This window comes from Nesterenkonia sp. LB17 (genome assembly GCF_022565915.1).
In the GTDB taxonomy this organism is placed as follows: domain Bacteria; phylum Actinomycetota; class Actinomycetes; order Actinomycetales; family Micrococcaceae; genus Nesterenkonia.
The window spans coordinates 564,334-590,650 of record NZ_JAJOYX010000001.1 but is presented as its reverse complement, the minus strand read 5'-3'; the positions used below and the strand labels follow the sequence as shown (position 1 = coordinate 590,650).

The window sequence follows — 26,317 nt, the reverse complement described above, 5'->3', positions numbered from 1 at the left end:
TCACTGCGGGCGCGGGATGACTACAGCATAGTCGCGAGCGCTGACCTGTCCGCGCGCTGTACGCCTCACGCGTCACGCGCCCGGTTCACTCGGGAGCACCTAGGTCGGACGGGCCCGCTCCAGGGCGTCGATCACGGCGTCGATCCGCGGGTTGCCGCGCGAGCCTGCCCGGAAGGTCAGCATGATGCGGCGGTGCGGTCGATGCTCACCGGCGAGCGGGACGCGTCGAACGTGCGGATGTGAGATCTCCTGCGCGATCCGCGGCACCGCCGAGATGCCCAGACCCGCGGCCACGAGAGCCGCCGTCGCGGTGAGGTCCTGTGCGTAGTGGCTGGATCGCGGCGCATAACCCGCTGATCGGGTCGCCGCGTAGAGCTCCTTGTAGGAGTCCTGGTGCGGCAGACCGGTGATCCACTCCTCGTTGCGCGCCTCTTCCAACCGCACCTCCTCCCGCGAGGCGAATGCATGAGACTGGTGCACCAGCAGGTCGATGGGATCGTCCATGAACTCCGCGACCTCAAGGTAGGCGGGGAGGCGACTCGTGGATTCATCGGCCACGAAGAGGCCCACATCGATTGCGCCGGTCTCGAGAGCTCGTGTGATCCCCTGCGAATAGATCTCCTTGGCCATGGGCCGCAGCAGCTGGTGATCCTCCCGGAGTCGCACCACGGCCGGGGTCACCACTGAGGTCAAGACCGTGGCGAAGCCGCCGATCGACACGGGTCCGCAGAGCTCGGTGGCGGCCGAGGCTGTGTCGCTGAGCGCTGATTCCCACGCGGCGTTCAACGCCCGGGTGTGCTCGACCAGCCGATGGCCTGCCGCAGTCAGTTTCACCCGACGCCCCTCGTGCTCGAGAAGGTCGAGGTCGATCTCCGCCTCGAGCTGTTTGATCTGCCGTGACACCCCAGAGGGGCTGCGAAACAGCGCTTCCGCAGCGGCCGTCACCGTCCCGTATTCACTCACGGCGACCAGGAGCTGCAGGCGGGAGTCGATCATGAATCAATACTGCACGATCATCGTGACTATGTGAACCTGGACGCAGGCTTCTGAGTCCGTTGAACTGGGCCCATGCCCCACTCCACAATCTCCACCGTCTCCCGGCAGCACGAACCCCCGATCTCTCTGGCCCGCCTGACCGGGATCCTGGCGGTGTTCACGGTGGTGCTGGTCATCGGCGGGACCGATATGACCAAAGTGGCTGTGGCGCTGCCCGAACTCACCGAACAGCTGTCGCTGGGCCCGGTCCAGGCGCTATGGGTCGCCGATGCCTACGCCCTCACCACGGGCATCGCGATCATTCCCAGCGCAGTCCTTGCCGATCGCTATGGACGAAGGCGCGCCTACCTTGCCGGGCTGACCGTCGCCATGGCAAGCGCCCTTCTCGCAGGGACCGCTGCCGATCCCACGATGCTGATCATCGGACGGATCGGGCAGGGGGTCGGGTCCGCCCTGCTCATCGCGGCCACCGTGGCGATCATCCGCGTCTCATTCCCCACCGAGAGATCTCGAGCCTTCGCCTATGGCCTCTGGGTCTCCAGCTTCAGTGCCGGCGTCGGTCTCGGACCGCTGCTGGGCGGCGTCCTGGTGGAGCACCTGCCCTGGGCGTGGATCTTCTGGGTCAACGCACCGGTCCTGGGCCTGTGTCTGCTCGCTGCGGCCTTGGTGCTGCCCGAGTCGAGGAACGCACATCCCCCGGGCCTGGATCCGTTCAGCATCGGGTCCTCGACGATCGGAATTGCGGCTCTGATCCTGGCGCTGAAATCGATGCCGCGGGACGACTCCGTCGTGATCGCGCCGGCACTCCTTCTAGGAGGCGCGGTCGCCCTGACTGCCTTCTGCGTCCGGCAACTCCGACTGCGCCGGCCGTACCTGGACGTCGCGCTGTTCAAGAACCCGGTGCTCGCGGTCTCGGCGCTGAGCATCGCGGCCACCACGGGACTCTTCAACGGCACCCTCTACCTGCTCACCCAGCAGCTCCAGCTCGTTGACGAGCGGTCCGGCATCGAGGCCGGCCTGGTGCTCCTGCCCCTGGCCGCGGCCAGCGTCCTCGGCGGCGTGCTGAGCCCTGGACTGAAACGGTGGATCTCCGAGCCGTACCTCTTGATCTCAGGGTTCCTCTGCACGGCGTCGGGTGCCCTGCTGTTGATCTCGTTGCCGCAGACAGCCCACCCTGCGAGCCTGATGCTGCTCGGACTCGGCGCCGGCACGGTGATGGCCATCGCGTCCAACGCCTTGATGAGCTCCGCTCCGACCACCCGCACAGCCGATGCCGGCGCGATCCAGGAAAGCGCCTTCGCCCTGGGTGCCGGGATGGGCATCGCCACCCTCGGGGTGCTGTCCCTGCACTTCAGCGCGCTGGACGGTGACGATCTGGGAATCGGGATCCACTCTGCCCTGGGAGTCGGCGCGTTCATCTACGCCTGCCTCGCGATTCCAGCAGCCCTCATCTCCTTGGCACGACGGCGCTGAGCTGCGGCCTGCGGAGCCTGGACGACGGCGAGGAAGCAGGCCTCGATCATCTGGCAACGCTGCACGGGGTGGGTCCCAAAGCGATTCGCATCCCTAGGGAAGCGCGGCAGGAACAGCTCGAGCAGCTGTTCAGATGTCGTCCTCGTAGGCAGGTCCGCCCTCGCTCTCCCAGCGGCCCAACTGACGAGCCTTGGAGGCGTTGTACTTGCGCCGCACCCCGTAGCCGCCCTCGTCGTCCTCATCGAAGAAGACGGCGCCGAATCGCTCCAACGCCGCCCGCAGCTTCTTTTTGGCTTCTGGGTCCAAACCGGATCCGCGGTGTTCGAAGTCGCGGACCCTCGCGGGCTCGAGCGAGGCCTCCTCACTGATCTCTTCGACGGACACCTGTGTGAGCGCGCGAGCTGCCCGGGCCAGGTCTGGGGTCAGCGGAGCGAGATATCGTTTCATCTTCCCAGTGTGTCAAATACCACACCTTTCGGGAATGGCCATGAGAATGGCATCGCCGTCACCCTCAAGAGATCGGAACAAGCACCATGCAGAAGACCTCACTGATCGCACTGGCACGGCATGAACTTGAGCAGGCTCGTAAGGCGTCCAGCGGCAGGAGCGCGAAGACGGTGTTCGGGGGTCATGAGCATCAACTGCGGCAGACTCTCATCGCCCTACGGGCAGGTGAGGAGCTCTCCGAGCACGAGAACCCCGGGGAAGCCACCTTGCAGGTGCTGGAGGGCCGAGTCTTGCTGAAATCCGGTGAGGCGTCCTGGAACGGATCACCCGGAGATCTCCTGACCATTCCGGACGGACTGCATTCGCTGGACGCCGTCGAAGACGCCGTCATCCTGCTCACGGTGGTCAAGCAACGCTGAACGCAACTCCGCGAAGATCAGGCTGAATCACCTCACCGTCCGGCAGGTGGGGGCCGCGGCCCGCTGGGCGCATTAGGGTTGGATCATGATCAATGAAGACGCACGACTGCCCCAGGACATCCTGCACGCACTGCCCGGCTCCAACGCGGTGATGAAGCACGGTGTTGATGTCGACGCCGCCCGCTGGCGCGCCGAACTCTCCAAGCGCGGACTCCCCACGCTGACCGGCATGCTCGGCAGCCTCGACAAGGTCTCGCTGACCCGCCGCGACGTGTTCGAGATCGGCGACCGCGAGCGCACCGCTGACAACGCCTTCCAGCTGTTCTATTACTCGCTGTCATGGGGTCTCGGACCCAAGGTTCCGCGGCTGCACCACCGTCTGGACAACTTCGCCTCCCACCGCGACGAGGCCTCCGAGCTGCTCGTCAACGCGTGGAACTCGGTGCGCAACGGCGACTCCGCCAAGGACGCCTTCAGCATCCTGACCACCGACGACGGCGCCGGCCGGATCCCGTGGTTCGGGCCTGCCTTCTCCACGAAGTTCCTCTACTTCGCCCAGGGCGCGGCCGCTGAGCCGAAGCTGGTCAGCCTGGACCGCGACGTCGCCGCGAACCTCGCTCGCGACGCCTGGCCCGACGCGACCACCGACGTCTGGGTCCCCGAGGTCTACCAGCAGTACTGCACCCTGATGACCGAATGGGCGGACGAAGCCTCGCAGGACTCCTCGGTGGACCGCACGGTCCGCGCCGATGAGATCGAACTGGCAGTCACCCGCCGGGCATAAGGCAAATCACCTTGGGAGCTTTGGCAAGAGCTTAAGTCCGACCTAGGCGCAACGGGGGCCGGCTGACGACTCTTCTCTCGTGAGAGGCACGTGGTCGGCCGGCCTTGACCGTTATCACGCTGATGCCCGCTTCGGACCTCATGGGTGATAGCTGACGCGAACCGGGCATTGATCGCAATCATTCCCAGATCACCGGTATGCGCACGCGGGCGGAGCCACGCTGGCGACTAATCTTCCGTGAGACTAGGTGACCTGCCGATCAAAGTGCGAGCCCAGGTCGGTCAACACGCAGCGTCTAATCGAGAAGCGTCCGCCGCGACTATCCGCTGGAGGCGTTCGAGGGTCTACATCTACACGCACTAATATCCCACCCAAGAAACGTCCGCGGGTTGGCCATGAATCGCTTCAGCGATTACGACATTTTAGAACGCCAAGAATCCCGCGAGCATCAGCAACAGCAAAGCTACACCGAATGAAATGAGCTGGACACCACCTAGCCTCTTGAGATTCCTAGAATCTATGGTCGGAGCAGCTGCCCCTTCCACGGCGGCCTCACGTTGGATGCCAGCTGCTGCCATCAGGGTCAGCATCCCGAAAATCACAGCAACCAAGAAAACTATCCAAGAGACTCCGAGAAGCCATCTGACTAGGTCACCAGAGTTCCTTGCCACATCGGTCAGAAAGGCCACTGAGATAGCGATAACACCCGTTGAAAGCGTCAGCACTTGTTTTGTGATCTCCACGACCAGATCGAAGGCACGCTCATTCCAAGTGGCCATCAGCAGAACGGCCACATCGGACATATAACTCGCCAACCAAGCCTGGGAAACCTTGGAATATAACTAAATCCAACCCGGCCATCCTCTGTGATCTGCATTTCATTTGCTTGACCATAGTTTCGGACTGATTCCTCGTAATCTGCGAGCCGTGCAGCCAATTCCTTGACGGCAACGTCAAAAGACTCTTCACCCAGTTCTTCGAGGGCACGCACGCGTCCAACTACCAGACGCTCACGGACGCTTTCCAATTCGTCTGGACGCAACGGCGCCCCCCTGGATGTGGACACTCGTCCCGCTACGTATTTGAGCGCTTCACTGACCTGCATCCATCGACCTCCTCGTAGATCGATATGTACCACAACGATCTGTGGCTCCATCGATAACAAAATACATCGGAGCCGGGGTGATGCCTACCGCCGCAGACGCTATTGATACCGACCGCTGGAGGTATTGCGCCCGAATGGTGGGCATTCCGCCTGCTCCGTATCTGTCTGCTGGCGACGGAGGACGCAGCGGTCCACTGCGTAGAAACCTGGCAGCGAGTCAAGACCAATTCGAGTGGTCGTCCTCACTGCGAAGCCTCACCCAGCCAACGCCCAGCCTCCCCCACCAAGGTTGACCCATGGCAAGCAAGCGGCAACAGACTGTCACGGTCGCCGGTCACAAGCTGCGGCTCTCCAATCTGGACAAGGTCTTCTTCCCCGCCTCGGGCACCACCAAGGCCGAGGTCATCGAGTACTGGCAGACCGTGGCCCCGGCGATGCTCCCGCACACCAGGAACCGCCCCGCCACCCGCAAGCGCTGGCCCGACGGCGTCGGCACGCAAGCCAAGCCCAATGAGCCGTTCTTCCGCAAGAACCTTGAAGACTCCGCCCCGGACTGGGTGCCGCGGCAGGAGCTGGAGCACTCAGACCACACCAACACCTACCCGCTCGCCAACAATCAAGCCGTGCTGGCCTGGTTCGGGCAGGTCGGCGCCCTGGAGGTCCACGTCCCGCAGTGGCGGTTCAACAACAAGGGCGAACCGCAGAACCCCGACCGGCTCGTCCTGGACCTGGACCCAGGTCCCGGCGCGGACCTCGCCGATTGCGCGCAGGTGGCCCGCTGGTGCCGCGAGATCCTCGATGAGATGAACCTGCCTTCGGTCCCAGTCACCTCCGGGTCCAAGGGCATCCACCTCTACGCCGCGCTCAATGGCAGCTACACCTCGGAGCAGGTCTCCCAGGTGGCCCGTGGGCTGGCCAAGGCGCTGGAGGCGGACCATCCCGACGAAGTGGTCAGCGACATGAAGAAGTCCCTGCGCCAGGGCAAGGTGCTCATCGACTGGTCACAGAACAACCGCAACAAGACCACGATCGCCCCCTACTCGCTGCGCGGCCGCCCCGGGTCCGGCGACGGTCCGCATGTGGCCGCCCCGCGCACCTGGGAGGAACTCGAGGATCCCGACCTCGCCCAGCTGGACATGCACCAAGTGATGGAGCGGATCGCCTCAGGTGCTGACCCCCTGGCAGACTTCACCGCCGACGACGACGCCGCGGACGTCCTGCCGCCTGCCCAAGACGCACTGAGCACCTACCGGTCCATGCGCGATGCCGCAAAGACCCCGGAGCCGGTGCCCGCCGATTCCCCCGCGGCCCGGACCGGAGATCCGATCTTCGTGATCCAGGAGCATCACGCCTCCCGGCTGCACTATGACACTCGGCTCGAGCGCGACGGGGTGCTGGTCTCTTGGGCGGTGCCGAAGGGTCCGCCGCTGAAGAGCGGTCAGCAGCGGCTGGCGGTGATGACCGAGGACCACCCGATCGAATACGCGGAGTTCGAAGGCACGATCCCGAAGAACCAGTACGGCGGCGGGGAGATGTCCATCTGGGACTTCGGCACCGTGGAGATCGAGAAGTGGGAGATCGGCGAGGGCAAGTCCGGGAAGGTGGTCTTCGTCCTGACCGGTGCACCCGACGGCGGGCTGGGCGGGGTGCCTAGGCGCTACGCCCTGGTCCAGACCGATGAGGCCGGCAAGGACTGGCTGATCCGGATGACCAAGGACCAGCCACGTGCCGGCAATGGCGCCGAAAAGGGTGCTGCGAAGCCGTCCGTCGAGTCGGCGGAGAAGCCCGAGAAGTCAAAGAAGTCAGCCGCCGCATCTGGTAAGAAGTCAGCCTTCCCAGACCCGCTCCCCTCCCCCATGCTCGCCTCCCCCGGCAAGCTCACCGACATCCGCGGCACAGGGTGGGTGCTGGAGGGCAAGTGGGACGGCTACCGGGCGATCGCCGCAGTCCACGACGATGGTCGAGTGGAGATCCGCAGCCGCAACGGCAAGGACTTCACCCCCACCTTCCCCGAGCTGGGCGAACTGGCGGATCTTGTCCCGCCGGGCACCGTGGTCGACGGCGAGATCGTCGCCCTGAACTCTGGCTCCCGCCCCGACTTCGGACTCCTGCAGCGTCGCGGCAAGCTGAGCAAGCCCAAGGAGATCGAACAGACGGCCAAGAAGATCCCAGTGCACTTCATGGTCTTCGACGTGCTGCACACCGCCGAGCACGGTGACCTCACCGGTGAGCCGTATTCGCGCCGGCGGGAGGTCCTGGAGCAGCTCGCCGAGAGCGGCAAACACGTGCAGGTCCCAGGCGACCTGGGTGATTCCCTGGATGAAGCCATGGAGGTCAGCCTGGAGCTCAAGATCGAGGGACTCGTGGCGAAGCGCGCCGACAGTCCCTACCGTGCCGGGCGGCGCTCCGACGATTGGCTGAAGCTCAAGCACGAGAGCCACGCGGATGTGGTGATCATCGGCTGGCGCCAAGGCAAGGGCGGGCGCGCGAAGACTTTCGGGTCGCTGCTGCTGGGCATGACCGACGACGACGGCGAACTCCACTACGCCGGGCGGGTCGGCACCGGCTTCAGCGATGTGGAACTGACCGATCTCCGTACCCAGCTGGAGAAGCTGGCTCGCAAGACCGCCCCAGTTGATGACGTCCCCACGGAGGACTCCTCGGACGCCACCTGGGTAACCCCGAAGCTGTCCGCGGAAGTCCGTCATTCCGGGGTGACCAGGGACAACCGGCTGCGTCACCCCACCTGGCGGGGCGTGCGGGTAAAGAATGGACCCTGAAATCGGCTCAGCGCGGACGCGCTGTACTCAGCCCCTCTGATCCGTAGACTGCGAACAAGACGCTCATACCCAACACAGGAGAACGATATGACTGACATGACTGCGAACGAACTCGTCAAGAAGCTGAACAGCATCGGCACCTGCATGTTCACCACCGTGGACCAGAATCACCGGATCGTCTCCCGCCCGATGGGTGTCACCGAGATCGACGACCAGCACAAGTTCTGGTTCTTCACCCCGCTGAACTCGGACAAGATCGAGGACATCATCGGTGAAGGCGAGGTCAACCTCGGCTTTGTGGACTCTCACACCTGGGTCTCCATCGCCGGCAGCGCCCAGATCATCGATGACCTCGAGCGCAAGAAGCAGCTGTGGGACCTGGGCCCGAAGGCCTACTTCGAGGGCGGCCCCGAGGATCCCAACGCCGTGCTGATCGAGGTGACCCCGGAGACCGCCCAGTACTGGGAGGGACCCGGCAAGGCTGCCGCACTCGTGAAGATGGCGAAGGCGTCATTCTCCTCGGAGACCCCAAACATGGGCGACCAGGGGCGCGTGGAGCTGTAAGTCGGTCGATACTGACAAAGGGGGGCGGGCCACCTCGTTGGCCCGCCCCTTTGGATTTTATGGACACCGTTTTGCCAGAGGCCGAGTGGTTTTGACCGGTCCGGTCTTTGGTCATGATCGTTTGGCGCCGTTGACCCCATCATTCAGGGGAGTTGTCAGCGAGGGACGGATCGCCGCGGAGCATGGGCTCGCTTGGGTACGGCCCGCAGAAGAGCTCTCCGCGCCAGCGCTGATCCTTCAAGGCGCCAGAGATGGTTCGGCTCCCATCAGCGCATCGAAAGCACTGCGCGCACGACGTCCTGACGAGTGCCGCGCCAACCTCATATGTGATGGTCGGCCCGATTAAACCCGGAAAAAGCCTACTCAACCCACTTTAACTCCGATATCATAGGAAGTATCGGCCTGTGCGGGTCGAGATGGAGGACTTACGTGACTGAGCCGTGGCTGTCTGCCGATGACATCGCCTCCCACCTTGGTGTCACCAAGGACACGATCTACACCTGGATTGCGGAGAAGGATATGCCTGCCCACAAGGTCGGGCGGCTTTGGAAGTTCCAGGCAAGCGAAGTCGACGACTGGGTCCGCGACGGCGGCGCAACGACGGGAGATGGCGATTCGTGAGTGCTCGAATGTGGAAGGCTCCTGCTGGAATCGGGACGGTGGATACAGGGGTCGTGTTGCCATGGGGAGTCCTGAAGCTGTTGAAGATTGATCCACTATCTGTGTGTGAGGCGGTGAACGCCGCGAGATGACGAGTTCTCCTGTCTTTGAGGGCGATTTCACCCTCGGCACGTTGCGGACAACCGCCAGCCACACGACTGCCATTCCCCACCTTGTGGAGCTGTTGCGAGATGTGCCATCAAGTGCAAGCGCAGAGCGCTACCGCGAGGCGATAGTCGACGGCAATATCCTCGGCCGTCCGACCCAGGCCGGTCGGCAGCGTTCGTTTCGCCACCTGCGCGAGTTGTACTTCCTTGACCCCGCCCGCCCGGAGTTCACTGCACTGCGGCACTTCTGGGACATCGACCCCTGTTCCCGTCCACTCCTTGCGGGACAGTTGGCTTTCGTCCGCGACGAGGTGCTCCGCGCATCCTTCGCCGCCATCGCGGACCTCCCCAAAGGTTCGGGCTTGACGTCGGCAGACCTCACTGCTGCCGTCGCCGCACAGTTCGGTAAGGAGATGTCGGAGTCGACCCTCGGGAAGACCGGCCGCAACACCGGTGCCTGCTGGACCCAGATTGGCCATCTCACTGGTCGCTCCAAGAAGGTACGTACCGGCGTGGAGGCCAGACCGGCGGCCATCGCCTATGCGGCTTACCTGGGGCACTTAGCCGGCGGGCGTGGCCTCGGTGTCCTTGACAACCCCTGGTCGCAGATTCTCGGCATTGCACCCGGCCGTTCCTTGGAGGCTCTTCGCGACGCGCACGCCCAAGGACTCATCGACCTTCTCGTGGCGGGCAACGTGGTCGACGTGTCGTTCCCAAGCCTGGGCGGTGAAGCATGAGCCGCGCCTCCGAGCTCGTCGAAGCATACAAGGCAGAGTTATCCATGACGTGGAAGGACAACGTTTCGGGTGGTGAGCGCGTCTGGATGCTCGTCTACCCGCCGGATCTGGAGCGGCAAATCCGGCACTCTCTGCCTAGCCTGGGGTTGGCGACGACCCAGGCGCATCATGACTGGATCGTCCTCGATGTCACCGACGACTTTGGGCACTGGTTGTCTTCTCACCGGCACGCGGAGGCGTTCTACGAAGAACCGAATGACCTCACGCAGTCGATACTCGATCAGTTCGAGACGACATTGGTTGGACGCATTCGCCAGGTCCTCGAAACGGCTCCCGCAGACGCCGTCGTGTCGCTCGTGGGTATCGGCTCGATCTTCCCGTTCTTGCGGGCGTCGAGCGTGATCAAGTCCGTCGATTCCGCCATAACCGGCCGCCTCCTCGTGCTCTTCCCGGGGCTTCACGAGACTGAGACTCATTCATTCCGCTTGCTCGACGCGCGCGATGGGTTCAACTACCGAGCCCGCGTCATCGATCCCCAGAAGGACCTCACATGACGATCAACAATGACCTGTTCACCCGCCACCCGCTCAGCTTCGAGATTCCGAACGACGGTGTCACCAACGTTGACCGTCCGGAGGACTCCAACCAGTGGGATGTCCTAAAGTACGAGCTCGAGAGCTTTGTCTGCGAGGGCGAGTATGCGCACGGCCTGCAGCGCATCCTCGACTCGTACACCGGCCACCGGAACAGGACGACGCAACCGGCCGTATGGGTCTCTGGCTTCTACGGCAGCGGCAAGTCCCACATGGTCCGTGTGCTTCAGCACCTATGGGCAGACACACGCTTCCCGAACGGTGCAACCGCGCGGGGCCTGACCAACATCCCGCAAGCTATACAAGACCAACTGACAGAAGTGACCACGCTCGGCCGCCGGGACGGCGCCCCGCCGTGGGCCGCCGCGGGGGCGCTAGACCGTAGCGGTGACACTCTCAATTCGGTGTTCCTCTCGATCGTCCTTGGGGCGGCGGGGCTGCCCCCGCGCGTAGCACCCACTCAAGTGGCGCTGTGGCTCGCGAGCATCGGACGCATTGACGCTGTGCGCGACCACATAACAAATAACGGCGGCGACTTCATCGAGGAACTAAACGAGTACAACCTCAGCACAATACTCGCGAACGCCATCCTCGCCGCCGAGCCGGAGTTCGCCGCATCTGCCAAAGACGTTCGCGCCGCGCTGCGCAGTCAGTTCCCGACCGACACGCGTTCGTTCTCCACTGACGAGACCATTGCGCTACTCAAGAAAATTCTTGAGTACGTCGGCGACGGACAGGTTCCTCCGTCGTTGATCGTCCTCGATGAGGTCCAGCAGTACATCAGTGGCGACGGTGGCCGCGCGATGGAGGTCCAGAACCTAGTTGAGTCGGTGTCTCGTGAACTAGACGGTCGCGTCTTGCTCGTCGCGACGGGCCAACAGGAACTGACGGCGGACGCGACCCTCCAGAAGATTCAGGACCGCTTCACCGTCAAGGTTGTGCTCAAGAACCAAGATGTCGATGCCGTCGTCCGCCGTGTCCTGCTGAGCAAGGAGCTCGCGAAGAAGCCCTTTCTCGACAGCACGTTGGCTTCCGTCTCGGGGCAGATTTCGCGGCAGCTCATTGGTAGCAAGATTCAGCACACGGCTGAGGACGACAAGGACCTCGCCGAGGATTACCCACTGCTTCCTGTTCGGCGTCGTTTCTGGGAAAGCGTGCTCCGACAGGCCGATGCCGGCCGCGCCGGGCAACTTCGTTCCCAGCTTCGAATCGTGCACGAAGCTAACCGCAAGGTTGCCCCCGCGTCACCGGGCACCGTGGTTGGTGCCGATTTCCTCTATTCTCAGAAGAACGAGGACTTGAACGGCGCGGGGCTACTCCTCAAGGAGACGCAGACACTGATCCATGAGCAGGGGCAAAAAAACTCACTGCGTGGGCGCATCCTCGGTCTGATCCATCTGATCGGTCTCCTCCCGACTTCAGGGCACGGCGATATCGGTGTACGCGCCTCATCGGACCACCTCGTGGACCTGCTCGTCGAAGACCTTACCCACGATGGCGACCGGCTTCGACAGGAGGTGCCGGCCGTGCTCGACGCGCTCGCTGGGGAGGGGGTCATCCAGCAGGACGGCGAGGAGTTCCGCCTTCAGACGAAGGCAGGCCGCGAATGGGACGAAGCGTTCCGCAGGCACCACGCGCAGGTCACTGACAGCGAGGTGAGTACTGCGCGTGACTCGCTGTTGCTTACGGAGGTAGGCCGGTCGCTGCCGACTTCAATCCAACAGGGGCGCGCCAAGGAATCACGCAGGCTCACCCTGCACGCCGATGCGTCCCTCCCGCCCGACTCCGAGGCGATCCCGGTGTGGCTCCGCTCAGAGTGGGACGAAGGAATCACGGCGAAGCAGTTCAATGAGGCCGCCCGCGGTCTTGGCGTCAACTCTCCGATCATCCTCGTCCACGTTCCACGGCTCCAGGCACCCTCGTTCGCGTCCGCGGTCCGCAACAAGCTCGCTGCGCAGCGAGTGGTCGACCAGCAGGGTATTCCGCGGGATGATGAGGGCAAGCAAGCCAGAAGTGCAATGCAGACTCGCCTTGACCGGGCGACGGATCGGGTGAATACACATGTAAGCGATGTCATCTCCAAGGCGAGTGTGCTTCTTGGCGGCGGGACGGCACCGAGCGGCGTCACACTACGAGAGAAAATCGAGGCTGGTTCGCAGGATGCCGCGACACGACTCTTCCCGAGGTTCGCCGATGCCGATGACAATCGCTGGTCGCAGGTACTCGCCAGGGTCAAGAGTGGATCGGCCGCAGACGCCCTCAAGGCTGTCCAATACGACGCCGACCCCGAGCAGCATCAAGTCGTCAAGGAGGTGCTCAGTCATATCGGTTCGGCCGGCACCGCAGCAAGCGACGTAGAGAAGGCTGTCACGTCGAAGCCGCTCGGCTGGCCGAGAGACGCTCTCATGGCGGCGATTGGCGTACTTCTCCATACCGGTGTGATCCGAGCGACGCTCAACGGCAGCGACGCGGCTATGACCGACGTACTCAAGCAGACCCGTCTAGGCAATGTGCAACTCCGTCGGGAAGCAACCTTTCTCAAGCCAGCAGAGAAGATCCAGGCCCGCCAGGTGCTGAGTATGCTTGGGTTCCCCACGAACAACGATGGACTTGTCTCTGCGGCTGAGCAGGCCGTGAAGTCGCTCGTGCAACGCACGAAAGACGTGAGCGGACCGGCACCACTTCCGGAAATCAGATTCCCAGACAATATCCAGGTCATTGTCAGTAGCTCGGGAAATGACCGTATTCATGCGTTGTTGGACGCGAAGGACGAGCTCACGAGCTTCAACGACAAGCTTTCGGAGTATGAGCGGCGGCGCAAGAGCCGGAGCCCTTCGCTGGAGCTGGCGCGTTCACTCGCCACGTCCTCCGCAGGGTTGGAAACAGCAGCGGCCGCGCGCGACCGCCTCGACACACTGCTTGCAAGCCGTGACCTGCTCGCCGATGCCGATCCCGTTGCGCCAATCGTCAAGGACCTGGCCGGGGCGCTTCGCGACGCGATCTACTCAGCCGCGGGCACACTGCGGGAAACCCGCAAGCAGGCTGCTGAAAGCCTTAAGGCGCAGTCTGCGTGGAAGGCGCTTGAACCGAAGCAACGCGCCGCGCTCCTCGCTGACTACCACTTCGCTGCAGAGCCGGAGCCCAACCTGGCCGATCCATTGGCTGTACTGGCCACGGCGCAGGCGCGACCTCTTCAAGGGTGGACGGCCGAACTAGACGCAATCCCGCAGCGTGCCTCTCGCGCTCTGGAAGCGGCCCTTCGGCTCACGACCCCTGCGGCGACGACCGTCACGGTCACCGTCTCAACGGAGAGTCTGAGCAGCTCGGGTGAGGTCGAGCGGTACATCGAGAAACTGCGGACGCAGCTTCTCGAAGCTTTGCGTAGCAATGACACCGTCGTGGTGAAGGGTTGACTATGATTGAGGCCAAGATTACCGTTCTGAATTCCGACCAACGGCGATTCCTCGATGCCCAGACACAACGCGCTCGCGAGAGGGCGCAGCGTGCAGCCGAAGACGCCCTGCGTGCACTCGCGGCCGGTGAGCCAAGTCGGCTTGCCTACCTGACCGAAGAGCAGAACAGGCTCCGCCTGGCGCTTCGGGACAAGGGCCGGCAACTCGGGGACGACACGTCGCGCGCGGGCGCGCCGCTAGCAAACCTCGTTCATGACGTGGCATATGAGCAATGGCACTGCTTGCTGTTTGCGCGCTTCCTAGAGGTCAACGAACTCCTGCGGCACCCTGAGTACCGTGACATCCCGTTGTCCTTGGACGACTGCGGTGATTTTGCGCCCGACCTGGGCGAGCCCGACGCATGGGCCGTCGCCGCTCGCTTCGCCTCGGAGATCCTGCCCGGTGTGTTCCGACTGTCAGACCCTGCGATGCAGGTCCGATTCGCGGCCGAACACCGGACCGCATTGGAGCGTCTCCTCATGGAGATCCCGGCCGAGGTGTTCACAACCGAAGACGCGCTCGGCTGGGTCTACCAGTTCTGGCAGACGGCCGAGAAGATGCGGGTGAACGACTCCGGCGTGAAGATCGGCGTTTCCGACCTATCGCCCGTGACGCAATTGTTCACCGAGAATTACATGGTCCGCTTCCTGCTTGAGAACTCCCTCGGCGCATGGTGGGCGGCCCGTCACCCGGATTCTCCGCTCATTGACGGCTGGGAGCATATGCGCCGTTTGGATGACGGCACTCCCGCCGCAGGCAAGTTCAGCGAGTGGCCGACAACCGCAGCCGAGGTTTCTGTCATGGACCCATGCTGCGGGTCTGGGCACTTCCTCGTGGCGATGTTCGGGATGCTCTGGCGGATGCGTGCTGAGGAGGAGGGATTGTCCATACCGGATGCGCAGGACGCAGTACTTAGAGAAAACCTTCATGGGCTTGAGCTCGATCCGCGATGCACTCAGATCGCGGCCTTCAACCTCGCCCTCGAGGCATGGAAACAGGGGGGCTTCCGAGACCTGCCGGCGCCCCAGATTGCTTGTTCGGGCGTGCCGGTTCGGGGCACTAGGGAGGAATGGCTCGCTCATGCGAATGGGGACTCGGACCTTTCGAAGCTCCTTGGACGGCTCCACTCACTCTTTCGGAATGCCGACACCCTTGGCTCGCTGATTTCGCCCCGGCCCGCCGATGTAGACGACGCAGCCTTTTGTTCTGACATGAGCATCGGGGCCGCATGGGGTGAGGTCCGTGCCACCCTTCGCAAGATTCTGGAGCGCGAGAAGCAGGAAGGGACCGTAGCTGGTCGTGCGGCAACCGACGTGGTGCTTGCGGCAGGACTACTTGCGCGTCAATACACCCTGGTCGCGACGAATGTGCCCTACTTGTCCCGCGCAAGACAGGACGCTCCGCTGCGGGCTCATGCCGACACCTTTTATCCTGAGGCGAAGCATGACCTGGCGATGATGATGCTCGAGCGGTCATTCACTATGTCGACTTCAGTAGCGGCCGTGCTTCCCCAAGGATGGACCCAACTTTCTAGGTACAAGACCCTGCGAGAGAAGCTCCTGTCCGGGCGGTCACTCTACGCGTACGCATTTCTTGGCACAGGGGCATTCACAGCCATATCTGGTGAAGTTGTAAACGTAGGACTGTTGGTAGCGGGATCGATGCGTCCGGTTCCTGACTCTACTTGGGCGTCCTTCGACGTTGCCGACCGCAAGTCTCCAGCACTCAAGGCACATGAGCTAAAGCGTGTTCCGCCGATCATTCATGCTCAGACTGAGACGATGCGAAATCCAGATTCTCGGATTGTTCCGGAGATCCTCGAATCTGGACCATATCTCTCGTTGTACGCCGATAGTTTGTACGGCCTCAGGACTGGTGATGCAGCCAGGCTCATTCGCAAGTTCTGGGAGGTGGAAAGTCTTGGTGGTAAGTGGCGATTCCATCAGAGCACAACCGCCAGAACCACCCCGTTCGCAGGGCGAGAGCACATTCTTCGCTGGGACAATGGGGATGGCGCTCTTGCTCGGTTGGCTGGGGAGGGAATTGCTAGCATCCAAGGCGAGGCGGCCTGGGGTCATGCGGGGGTGGTTGTCTCCTTGATGGGAGATTTGCCGGTTACGCGCTATACCGGGGAATCCTTCGATAACAACTGTGCGGTAGTTTGGCCAAAGGACGCGCGCATGCTTCCGGCGCTGTGGGCGTGCCTTTCCGATGGCGGATTCAGCGCCTCGGTTCGTCGAATCGATGGAAGTCTGAAGGTAACCAACCAGACACTATTGAAAGTTCCCTTTGATTCCGAGCGGTGGGAGTCCGTGGCAGAGGAAGCGCCATTGGTCGAAAAGCGATCCAGCGACCCACGGCAGTGGTTATTCGCCGGTAGCCCGGTACGTTCTGCGTATCCGCTACAGGTCGCTGTCGCGCGCCTCTTGGGCTACAGATGGCCTGATCAGACTCCTGACGATCTAGATTCCGTTGCCGACGCCGATGGCATTGCCGCGCTTGAGTCATTGCCAGGCGAACCGGACCTTTCCACCAGGCTTCGCGAGCTCCTCAGCGTCGCGTACGGCGGAGAGTGGTCAAGCGCTTTGGAACGGACTCTGGTCACCGAGGCCGGTGGCAAAAACGGTCGTCTGCAGGACTGGCTCCGCGATACATTCTTCGCGCAACACGTCAGAGTCTTCGGGAACCGCCCGTTCCTTTGGCACGTCTGGGATGGCCGCAAGGACGGCTTCTCAGCGGTCATCAACTATCACAAGCTCGACCACAAAACACTGGAGAAGTTGACCTTCACGGTACTGGGCGCATGGATCGAGCGGCAGAAGCATGAAACTGCCGCAGGCCATGCTGGTGCAGACGCACGCCTTGCCGCAGCCGAGACGTTGCAGGCGAGGTTCAAGCTGATCCTCGACGGAGCTCCGCCGTACGACATCTATGTCCGTTGGAAGGAACTCCACGAGCAGCACATCGGCTGGAACCCCGACCTCGACGATGGCGTGCGGCTCAACATTCGGCCGTTCGTGACTGCTGGCGTGCTCCGATCGAAGGTCAACATCCACTGGCGCAAGGACCGCGGAACAAACTCAGACGGGTCTGAGCGGCAAAATGATCTGCACCCGACGCTCGACCAACGCCGCGCAGCACGGAACGCGGGGGGGGCTGCCTCATGACACTCGTGCGTGCAGTAATCGCCAAGGCGCTGAGAGACGCCGCAGCTTTCAACGCAGGGACGAATTCTGCCCCAGCGGCTGTTCTATGGACCGACCCTGAGCGCACATGGGAGCCAGTGATACGTAGCCTCCAAGAGGTGGCGCCCATTCTTGTTCTCGGCAAGTACGACCCTGCAACTGCTCAAGGTCCGGCGCTTTGGCTTCGAGCCGTTCTGGCTTCTTCCGAGTCGGTGGAACTGCCGGCTCATCTCGCCGAACGGGACGAACGTAACCGGTGGGTGATCTACCTGCCTGGTGTCAACCGAAGTTCCGTAGCCGAGGCATCGGTCCTCAACGACGCGCTAGCGCCGCTCGCCGAGGTAGCGATCCGCTCCAATTGGTGGCCCTCTGCCCACGGCCAGGCGCCGTGGACACCGCACACATTCCTCGCGTCGAAGCAGGGCGCAGGGCTTGACCTTGCTGGCGATACGGCGACGAAAGGGGCCCTCAAGCAGGTTCTGAACAAGTTTCTCACCAAGGACATTGACGACCTCAAACGCATGGGGCGACTCGACTCGTCACGCCTGCACCATCTCGTCCTCGAGGACGCGGCGCGTACACTGCTCGAATGGGTGAATGACCCAGACACAGTGCGTGCATCACTGGAAGGCGCGAGATGGCAGGCGCTCATTGCTTCCTGCAAGTCCGTCTACGGTTTCAGCCCTGAGAAAGACGGCCCGCTCACCGCGGCCAGCAAGCTCGGGAGTCGGGCGGGCGAGTGGGGCGCTGTCTGGCAGCGGTTCGAGGAAAATCCCGGCCGCTATCCAAATATCCCCAATCTCCTCGATCGGGCACGCCCCTCTGTCGTGCCGCTTTTCGGAGACACCGACCCGCATCCTGACTCGTGGCCATCTTGGAATCACGAGCAGGAAGAGGCGTTGCGAAATGCGCTCGGCGAGCTCGCGACTCACCAAGATCCGCACAGTCGGATCATCGAGCTCGCTGCCACGCACGCAGCGCGCCGAGACAACGTCTGGGCGGTCCTCGGGCGGGCACCCCTCGCGCGAGTCGTTGGATATCTCGCCGAACTGGCTGATCGTATAGCGGACGCGACGTGGTCGTCGGACCTCGACGCTCAAGTTGCCTGGTATGGCACTGAGGGGCGCGTTATCGACGACCTCGCTTTGCGAGCGATCGCGGGGTCTAAAACCGCGCAAGACCGGGGCGCAGTGACCACTGCGCTCGGTGCGCTTTACGACCCCTGGGTCGACGAGTCGGCTCGGGTCTTCCAGAAAGCAGCAGCTACCCAATACGCCGGGCAGACCGGCCTCGACGTCAAAACTGGAACTGCTGTTGTTTACGTAGATGCGCTTCGCTTCGACCTGGCTATTCGCGTGGCACGGCGACTCTCACCGCTCGACACCAACGTAGAGACACGACTGGCTGCATTCCCCAGCGTGACGCCAACCGGGCAGCCGGCGGTCGCTCCCATCGCGATCGCAGTGGGCGGAGGAATCGCCTTCGACGCTTCCGACGACCAGGGTCGATCCCTCAAGGGGACGGTCCTGCGCTCGGCCCTCGCGAGTGCGGGTGTTCAGTTCCTTGAGTGGGACGCCGCCGATGTGGGCGACCCGAGCGGAAAGGCATGGACGCAGACGAACTCTATCGACTCGCTGGGCCATTCGCATGGACACTCACTAGCCGACTTCGTCGACCAGCAGCTCGACCTCGTCGCCGAACGGGTTCGCGGGTTGCTCGATGCGGGGTGGCGGACGGTCGTCATCGTCACCGATCACGGGTTCCTTCTACCCGGACGGCCAGCACAAAGGGTCACCCTGCCGCTTCAAGTTACGGAAGGGGACACAACGCGCAAGCCGCGTGTTGCCCGGTTAAAGCACGCGGCTGCGCGTCCAGATTTCCCGATCCTGCCATGGACATGGGACTCGTCCGTTGATATGGCGAGCGCACCGGGGGCCGCAGCGTTCGAGGCGGGTCGCCTCTACGAGCACGGCGGCTTGAGTTTGCAAGAGTGCGTGATTCCCCTCGTCACGGTGGCGCGCGGCGATACGACCGTTGCCCCCGTCGAGATCGAGACCGTCCGGTGGACCGGGCAGCGATGCAGAATCGACTACGCGCCTGCCGACGCTGAAATCGTCGCCGAGATCCGGCTCCGCCCCGCCGACGCCTCGAGCGCCGTCGGTGGCCCAAAATCGCCCGCAGAGTCGGGTGAGGTGAAGGTGCTCGTCGATGAGGAACAGGCCCCCGCTGGGGTTCTCGCATGGGTCGTGCTGATCGACTCGAACGGCGGGATTCTAGCCCAAGCACAAACGACGGTAGGTGGCGCCGAATGAGCGAGACAATCATCCTAGACGAGATCGACGAGATTGCGGCTTCGGCGTTCGAGGGATACGTTGTCCGCAAAGATCTCGCGCAGCAGTTCAAGGGGTCGTATCCCGTCCCGACCTACGTTGGCGAGTTTCTAATCGGACGATACTGCGCCACGACTGATCCCGAGGAGATCGAAGAAGGCCTCCAGATTGTGCGCCGACTCCTCGCCGACCGTACCGTGCGCGCAGGCGAGGAAGAACTGTTCAAGTCACGTGCTCGCGAACGCATGACGATCAAGCTCATCGACCTGGTCAAAGCGCGGCTTGACGCAAAGTCGAACGCCTACGTCGCGGAGCTGCCGAGCCTTGGGCTTCGCGACGTGCGCATCGACGACGCCGTTGTGCGTGACAACGAGCGGATGCTCACTGGAGGCTTCTATGCCGAGGTCGACCTGTTCTACGATGCGGCGATTGCGGAGGACAACAACGGCAAGCCCTTTGCCATCGGCTCGCTGCGTCCCATCCAGCTCTCGACTCGTCACTCGCTCTCGCACCTGACCGAAGGCCGCGCGCGGTTATCAACCGAACAGTGGAAGCACTTGTTGCTTCGATCGGTGGGTTTCGAGCCCGTGCAGCTAACCGACCGTGAGCAAGACGTGCTCCTGCTTCGGATGGTGCCGTTCGTGCAGCGTAACTTCAACATGGTGGAGCTGGGACCGCGTGGCACGGGTAAGTCCCACTTGTTCCAGCAGGTATCACCGTACGCGCATCTGATCTCAGGCGGCAAGGCGACCGTCGCCCGCATGTTCGTGAACAACGCGACTGGGCAACGCGGCCTCGTCGCGCAGTACGACGTGGTGTGTTTCGACGAGATAGCAGGTGTCTCTTTCGATCAGAAGGACGGCGTGAACATCATGAAGGGTTACATGGAATCAGGCGAGTTCTCCCGCGGCCGTGAGTCCATCCGTGCTGACGGCTCAATCGTGTTGGTCGGCAACTTCGAGGTGGATGTCGCTCATCAGCAGCGCATGGGCCACCTCCTCTCGCCCCTGCCGCCGGAGATGCGCGACGACACCGCCTTCATGGACCGCATCCACGCCTACCTGCCGGGCTGGGATGTCCCGAAACTCGACCCGACGTACTTCACGCACCATTTCGGTCTCGTGAGCGATTTCCTCTCTGAGTGCTGGTCGCGACTCCGGGACCAGTCGCGACTCACGTCGATCCAAGGTCGCGTCCAATACTCCGCCGCGTTGTCGGGCCGTGACCTCGCGGCTGTAAACAAGACGGTCGATGGTCTGTTAAAGCTGCTGTACCCCGACGCGGAAGCCTCCATCTCCGACGAGGACCTCGAATGGGCCGTGCGCATCGCGCTGGAGGCCCGACGGCGTGTCAAGGAGCAGCAGCGGCGCATTGGTGCCGCCGAATTTCGGAACACGCAGTTCGGGTACCGCCTCGGTGAGGGCGTCGAGCAGTTCGTCTCGACCCCCGAGCTGGCGAGTCCCGACTCGATCGGCATCGACCCGCTGCCGGCAGGGCAGGTCTGGTCGATTTCCGAAGGCAGCGGTGACGCTGGTCCCGGACTCTATCGGATTGAAGCGACTGACACCCCCGGCTCCGGCGCAAGGGGGCTGCTCAACCAGGCTGCGCCTGCCACGCTCCGCGAGAGCTTCAAGGTCGCCGAGCAGAACCTCGTCGCCCAGGCAAGACAACTCGTGGGTGACCGTGACCCCCGTGAGCACAATCTCACTGCCCAAGTCCGAGCCCTCGATACTGCCAAGACCGGAGCAGGCCTCGGCCTCCCGATACTCCTCGCGCTTGCCTCCGCGATGCTCCAGCGGTCGGTGCGCGGCGGGCTGATTGCAGTCGGCAATCTGTCCCTCGGCGGCGGGGTCGAGACGGTACTGAACGCCGCGGCGCTCGCCGAGCATGCAATGGAGAAGGGCGCCTCCGCTCTGTTGCTTCCGGTATCTGCGCGCCGCCAGCTCTTAGATGTTAGCGACGAAGTCGCCACGAAGGTCTCGTTCATTTTCTACAGCGACGCCCAAGACGCTCTAGTGAAGGCGCTCGAGGAATAAGCGCACGACGCCACGGAGTCGGGCGACCAAAACCTGGGCGCAGGTGCGTGCAAGACGGGTGAATATGTCTCAGCTCATCACGTTCCAGAGATTTACCATCGATCAAATTAATTGACTATCGATAGATAAACACCCATGATCAACACATTGAACCGCATGTGAGTCTTGAGATAGCCGGCCTGGGGCTGGCTGGCAGGGTTGGTGTCGTCACCAGTCTCCGGGCGTGACCCCTGAACCGCTTGACCTCCCTATGGGGTGTCTTTCCCAGGATCTGTCCGTCTGGTTGCTGGTGCCGACGCCGACCCTGGACCACCACGATGGCCTGATCAGAAGCATGTCCACCTCGAGGATGACAATCCGCGCGGTGTGACCCATTACAGGCATGCCTCGTAGTGACTCTCTCCCTGGGCCGACGTCGGCAACGACGCCCCCATCCCAAGCGAGAGAACAGGACCACCGCAATGTCCAGTCTGACGACCAGCGCGGCGGACTTCTACCAATACGTGGTCGGAGTCGATACCCACGCCGCGACCCACAGCTACGCCATCGTCGCTGCTCCCAACGGAGCAGCAGTCGATGAAGCCAGTTTCCCCACCACAACAGCGGGTCTCTGTCGCGCCCGGGACTGGATCAGTCGCCGGACCTATGGTGACCTCGACGCCGTGCTGGTCGCCGCTGAAGGCACTGGCTCCTACGGCGCGAAACTTGCCTGCGTCATGGCGGAAGCAGGCTACCGGGTAGTGGAAGCGCCCCCGCCAGCGAAGCAACGTGGACGAGCCAAGACCGATGGGCTTGATGCTTTCTCGGCTGCCCGATCGACGCTGTCGATGCCGGTGTCCGCTCTGCGAGACCGTAGAGCTGGCGAGATCCATGACGCACTACAGGTGCTCAACTCAGCTCGAGACCATCTCAACGTTGAGCGGCTCAGGTCCACTAATGCCCTGACGGCTCTGGTGAGGACCTACGATCTCGGTATCGATGCGCGCAAGGCGTTGAGCTCGCAACAGATTGAGCTCATCGCTGCATGGCGACACCGCGAAGAACCCGTCGGGGTGTGTGCCGCTCGGGCCGAAGCCGTTCGGCTGGCCCGAAGAATTCGTGTCCTGAATGTGGAGCTCTTTGAGAATCGCACGGTCATCACAGGGCTCGTCGAAGCTGCGGCCCCGCAGCTGCTTGAACTTCCCGGAGTTGGAGCTGTCACCGCCGCGGTGGTGCTCGCTGCGTGGGCCTATCCTGGCAGGGTCCGCGGGGAGGCCGCGTTCGCGCGCATCGCTGGTACTTGCCCGATCCCGGCCTCCTCGGGGAACACGGTGAGGCATCGGTTAAACAGAGGAGGAGATCGCCGACTCAACAGAGCGCTGAACACGATTGTCTTGACCCGAATGCGCACGGATCCCGACACTCGACGCTACATCGAGCGAAGAAGAGCAGAGGGACGGACCACCAAGGAGATCCGTCGCTGCTTGAAACGCTACGTCACCCGCCAGCTCTACCGCACCCTGTCCGCCGGAACTCAGGGCGAGGTGCTCACCACCATGGGTTGACTCACATAGAAGCATCCTGGGACGGTCCTATAGAGCGTCAAGGGACCCCGAGGTCGGTCTTGAGGTCGTTGTAGACCTCTCTCGCGATGTACCGCTTCAGGCATCGCAGAATGTCCTTCTTCGAGAGCCCGTCAGTCTGGCGCCGCTGCATGTAGGCACGTGTTCTGGGGTCGTACCGGAGTCGGCAGACTGCAATCATGTGCAGGGCTCTGTTCGCTTGCCGGTCACCGCCTCGATGCAGACGCATGCGGTGAGATTTGCCCGAGGACACCGGGATCGGAGCAACGCCGCACAAGCGTGCGAATGCTGCCTCCGAATGCAACCTGTCGATGTTCTCCCCGGCCGTGATCAACAATTGGGCGGCATGGCCGGTGCTGATCCCGACCCGGGTCAGAAGTGTGGGTGCGGCGTCTGCGACCATGTGGGCAAGGTGCGCATCCAGGGTCGCGATCTCCTCGTCGAAGCCTCTGATACGCACAGCCAACATGCGCAAGGCCAGCTTCGCAGCGTGTAATGGTTCACCCAGTCGACCCACGTCCGCGCGCAATCTCAGGCATTGAACGGCTTTGCCGGCACCCGATGACGCGGTGATGCGTTCGCGCACAGGATCTGGGGCGGTGATCAGCAGCGCCTGCAGCTGCACCAGCGCGCTTGATCGGGCTTTGACCGCTGAGTGTCTGGCCAGTGTCAGGTGGCGAATGGATTTGATGAGACCTGTGGTTGTTTTCGGCACCGCTGTTGCGTCACCAGCGAGCGTTTTGCGGGCGGCCGCCTCGTCGTCGATTGCATCACTCTTGCCGCGGCGTGCCTTAGTATGGGCGTGGGGCATATTGACTTCTCTCACATCGATGCCCTCTGCGGTGAGGAATCGAGTCAAACCCGCTGCATAGGATCCCGTCGATTCCACACCGATCCTATCGATGAGTCCGAATGCGGCGACCCAGTCCAGCAGTGCTCTGTACCCGGGTGGGCTGGCGGGGAACTGCTGATCACCGAGCAAGGCGCCGGTATGGGTGAGTACCGCAACGTGATGGGTGTCCTGATGGGCGTCAATTCCGGCGATCACGACTTCTTGGGTGACAAGAGATGGAACCGTCATGGTGAGATCGTCTCCTTCGCGAGAGCTTCGCGCTGGATGACTCTAGGCCGGGCTGGGCGGACACAACAGTGACGGGTCTCGTTGCACAGGGTCCTATGAAGTCACATCCCTGCTCGATCTGGGCATCCAGACCATTCAGCGAGAGCTCCGGGAGGAATCGACGGGTCCCAGGCAGGACAACACCGTTCGAGGGTGCGTCAGTTTGATTGGAAAGTCAGACCCCTCCCGAAGCCCTCCATCCCATTTTCACTATTGATGGAGACTCTGGTCTGCCCCGGGTTCCGAGGAGTTCACAATAGTTCGACGATGTCCTGCTCATGGACACGCATGGGCCCGACCACAGTGATGGATCAACGCACAAGCCAGTCTTCCTGCCACGCGGCTATGCGCCCCCGGCGGGCCGCGAGGAACTCCTCATGGCGCCGCCTGAATCCTGCGTAGGACTCGACTGACACGGGCACGCCGGAACTCCGGAAGCCATCGAATGGAAGGAAGAAGCTCACCTGCGAGGCATCTGGTATCACGAGATCTTGCAGATGAAAGAAGTCGATGTAGCCATGAAAGTCTTCGAACAGGTCGAAGAAGTCGGCGTAACGAGCAAGGGTCTCGGACAGCGGACTCTGCTCCCGCGCGTAGTGCCTGCGGACCACCTCGAGCGTCAGGTCCATCCGATCAGCGATCTTGCTGTTCAGGCCGCGGGCCGCGTTGATGGTTGGCTTTTTCTCGATCTGATTGCCCGGCCAGATGATGACCCCGGCAACGGAGTTCCCCAGCGCTCTGTAGTCCTCGTTCTCGGCCTCCGAAAAGCTCGACGCCAGGGCCTGGAGACGCCCACCCCACCCGGCGAGCCCCTGAGTGATCCGGTCGCTTGAGAGGAAAAATTCACCGAGGTCTGACTTGTGGTGCAGGTAGCAATTCCGCCGTGTCTCACTCAGGCTGAACGTCTCACCGCCAGGGAGCGGCTTGCTCCAGAGCACGCGGTGATACGTCCGCAGGGTGGGGCTGTGACGATCGGGGTCAAGTCCTGGCGGAGTGTCGGATCGGAAGTCGAACGTCACGTCGATTGACCGAAGGGTGGTGCTATCGGGTCCCACGTCCAAGAATCATCTCCATAACTGTTCCGACTCTGAGCTCAGGAGCGCACGCTACATTCCTCTGTTCTCGTCCCCACCAAATCGCCAGAGCGCCGCGTCCAATAACCGGAGGGGCTCCGCTTCGATGCTCAGTGGTGTCCCCTCATGTGCCTCACGCGCGAGATCTGGGAGCTCAGACAGCAGACCTTGAATCTCCTGATCTCGCAGAAGCTTACGGAAGACATACCAGTCCTTTTCTCGATCGTTGAGGTTCTGGATGCCAAGGTACTTGCACACAACTCGGTCTCGAACCGGGTAAAGCTCCGGACGCTTACGGGCAGTGATCTTGCTCGCCGTCACCCATGGATTTGATGACGCAGTGTCCGCTCGTGCCAATGAAGCCTTAACCAGGTCATAGAACTCACACATCGACGCGAAGTCAGCGGGCGTGGTTGATTCCAGCTTCACAGGTGGCAGCGCAGACAAAAGGCGAGAGAGTTCTCGCTGGGTCTCTGCGTCCTCCAAAATTCTGCGCACCGCGCGCGGCGGGATCGTCACCGAAAGAGTTCCGGTGGCCAACAAGTCGACCGCCGTCACTGCGTCAGAGTCGCGAGGACCCAATTGCGTGAAGGTTGACCCGGCGAAATTACTCTCGGGATCGTAAAACTTGCCGACTTTCTCCGCCGTACTCTCGTGCGATAAGGCCCGAAGCGCCTGGTCGCGAGCTTGCGTCTGAATCTTCGTGTCTACTGATGGAAAATCTACGATCATGGGCTTTTGACTCCTCCATTCGCTGAGCATCTAGTTGCATACTGAATTAAAAAGTACCTTAACGTCAGTCAGGAAACCCTAGGTGAGGGCATGATCTGTGCCGAGTCGGAGTCCGTCTCGCTTCTGCTACCGAAGTGAACAGTCCGTTCAGTAGCGTTGACC

19 protein-coding genes are annotated in these 26,317 nt (G+C 62.6%); 13 read left to right on the top strand and 6 right to left on the bottom strand.

Annotated elements, in window-relative coordinates:
* Nucleotides 1–99: 99 nt before the first annotated feature.
* The gene (locus tag LTH96_RS02630; protein ID WP_241464183.1) at nucleotides 100–996 is read right to left on the bottom strand and encodes a LysR family transcriptional regulator; all 897 of its coding nucleotides are present in this window, start codon (nucleotides 994–996) and stop codon (nucleotides 100–102) included.
* A 72-nt stretch (nucleotides 997–1,068) separates the two neighbouring features.
* Here LTH96_RS02630 and LTH96_RS02625 point away from each other — a divergent pair, with 72 nt between their 5' ends.
* Nucleotides 1,069–2,469, top strand: a complete 1,401-nt coding sequence (locus tag LTH96_RS02625; RefSeq protein WP_241464180.1) for an MFS transporter — start codon at nucleotides 1,069–1,071, stop codon at nucleotides 2,467–2,469.
* Between the two features lie 129 nt (nucleotides 2,470–2,598).
* Here LTH96_RS02625 and LTH96_RS02620 read toward each other — a convergent pair whose 3' ends face one another.
* Nucleotides 2,599–2,916 carry an XRE family transcriptional regulator gene (locus LTH96_RS02620; protein WP_241464178.1) on the bottom strand — a complete coding sequence of 106 codons (318 nt, stop codon included), beginning with the start codon at nucleotides 2,914–2,916 and terminating at the stop codon, nucleotides 2,599–2,601.
* 86 nt (nucleotides 2,917–3,002) lie between these two features.
* Between LTH96_RS02620 and LTH96_RS02615 the strand changes: the two genes are divergently transcribed.
* Nucleotides 3,003–3,335, top strand: a complete 333-nt coding sequence (locus LTH96_RS02615) for a cupin domain-containing protein (protein ID WP_241464177.1) — start codon at nucleotides 3,003–3,005, stop codon at nucleotides 3,333–3,335.
* Nucleotides 3,336–3,420: 85 nt separating this feature from the next.
* Entirely contained in the window at nucleotides 3,421–4,119 is a 699-nt protein-coding gene (locus tag LTH96_RS02610) for a hypothetical protein (protein ID WP_241464175.1), read from the top strand.
* Between the two features lie 422 nt (nucleotides 4,120–4,541).
* Here LTH96_RS02610 and LTH96_RS02605 read toward each other — a convergent pair whose 3' ends face one another.
* The gene (locus LTH96_RS02605) at nucleotides 4,542–4,922 is read right to left on the bottom strand and encodes a hypothetical protein (protein WP_241464173.1); all 381 of its coding nucleotides are present in this window, start codon (nucleotides 4,920–4,922) and stop codon (nucleotides 4,542–4,544) included.
* Between the two features lie 598 nt (nucleotides 4,923–5,520).
* Between LTH96_RS02605 and LTH96_RS02600 the strand changes: the two genes are divergently transcribed.
* From LTH96_RS02600 to LTH96_RS02555, 10 genes are all read left to right on the top strand, one after another.
* The gene (locus tag LTH96_RS02600) at nucleotides 5,521–8,004 is read left to right on the top strand and encodes an ATP-dependent DNA ligase (protein WP_241464171.1); all 2,484 of its coding nucleotides are present in this window, start codon (nucleotides 5,521–5,523) and stop codon (nucleotides 8,002–8,004) included.
* 87 nt (nucleotides 8,005–8,091) lie between these two features.
* Nucleotides 8,092–8,568, top strand: coding sequence for a pyridoxamine 5'-phosphate oxidase family protein (locus LTH96_RS02595; RefSeq protein ID WP_241464170.1), 477 nt, complete (start codon nucleotides 8,092–8,094; stop codon nucleotides 8,566–8,568).
* Nucleotides 8,569–8,997: 429 nt separating this feature from the next.
* Complete coding sequence (locus LTH96_RS02590) at nucleotides 8,998–9,189, top strand: helix-turn-helix domain-containing protein (RefSeq protein ID WP_241464168.1); 192 nt, start codon at nucleotides 8,998–9,000, stop codon at nucleotides 9,187–9,189.
* Between the two features lie 127 nt (nucleotides 9,190–9,316).
* Nucleotides 9,317–10,072, top strand: a complete 756-nt coding sequence (locus LTH96_RS02585; RefSeq protein WP_241464167.1) for a hypothetical protein — start codon at nucleotides 9,317–9,319, stop codon at nucleotides 10,070–10,072.
* Nucleotides 10,069–10,626 (top strand): BREX protein BrxB domain-containing protein, encoded by a 558-nt coding sequence (locus LTH96_RS02580; protein ID WP_241464165.1) that lies wholly within the window; start codon nucleotides 10,069–10,071, stop codon nucleotides 10,624–10,626. Before LTH96_RS02585 ends, LTH96_RS02580 begins: the two co-directional genes overlap by 4 nt.
* Nucleotides 10,623–14,078 carry a BREX system P-loop protein BrxC gene (gene brxC / locus LTH96_RS02575; RefSeq protein WP_241464163.1) on the top strand — a complete coding sequence of 1,152 codons (3,456 nt, stop codon included), beginning with the start codon at nucleotides 10,623–10,625 and terminating at the stop codon, nucleotides 14,076–14,078. The genes LTH96_RS02580 and brxC overlap by 4 nt, the downstream gene beginning before the upstream one ends.
* 2 nt (nucleotides 14,079–14,080) lie before the next feature.
* The gene (locus LTH96_RS02570) at nucleotides 14,081–17,284 is read left to right on the top strand and encodes an N-6 DNA methylase (protein ID WP_241464161.1); all 3,204 of its coding nucleotides are present in this window, start codon (nucleotides 14,081–14,083) and stop codon (nucleotides 17,282–17,284) included.
* A complete protein-coding gene (gene pglZ, locus LTH96_RS02565) occupies nucleotides 17,281–19,614 on the top strand; it encodes a BREX-1 system phosphatase PglZ type B (RefSeq protein WP_241464159.1) in 2,334 nt (777 codons plus the stop codon). Before LTH96_RS02570 ends, pglZ begins: the two co-directional genes overlap by 4 nt.
* A complete protein-coding gene (gene brxL / locus LTH96_RS02560) occupies nucleotides 19,611–21,668 on the top strand; it encodes a protease Lon-related BREX system protein BrxL (RefSeq protein WP_241464158.1) in 2,058 nt (685 codons plus the stop codon). Before pglZ ends, brxL begins: the two co-directional genes overlap by 4 nt.
* Nucleotides 21,669–22,129: 461 nt before the next feature.
* The gene (locus LTH96_RS02555; protein WP_241464156.1) at nucleotides 22,130–23,212 is read left to right on the top strand and encodes an IS110 family transposase; all 1,083 of its coding nucleotides are present in this window, start codon (nucleotides 22,130–22,132) and stop codon (nucleotides 23,210–23,212) included.
* A 37-nt stretch (nucleotides 23,213–23,249) separates the two neighbouring features.
* Here the strand turns inward: LTH96_RS02555 and LTH96_RS02550 are convergent, their stop codons facing one another.
* The 3 genes from LTH96_RS02550 to LTH96_RS02540 all read right to left on the bottom strand — a co-directional run bounded on the left by LTH96_RS02550 (nucleotide 23,250) and on the right by LTH96_RS02540 (nucleotide 26,155).
* Nucleotides 23,250–24,311, bottom strand: coding sequence for an IS110 family transposase (locus LTH96_RS02550; protein WP_241464154.1), 1,062 nt, complete (start codon nucleotides 24,309–24,311; stop codon nucleotides 23,250–23,252).
* A gap of 350 nt (nucleotides 24,312–24,661) precedes the next feature.
* Nucleotides 24,662–25,369: a hypothetical protein gene (locus LTH96_RS02545; RefSeq protein WP_241464152.1), complete on the bottom strand. Its 708-nt coding sequence runs from the start codon at nucleotides 25,367–25,369 to the stop codon at nucleotides 24,662–24,664.
* 87 nt (nucleotides 25,370–25,456) lie between these two features.
* Entirely contained in the window at nucleotides 25,457–26,155 is a 699-nt protein-coding gene (locus LTH96_RS02540) for a DUF6308 family protein (protein WP_241464150.1), read from the bottom strand.
* Between the last annotated feature and the right edge of the window lie 162 nt (nucleotides 26,156–26,317).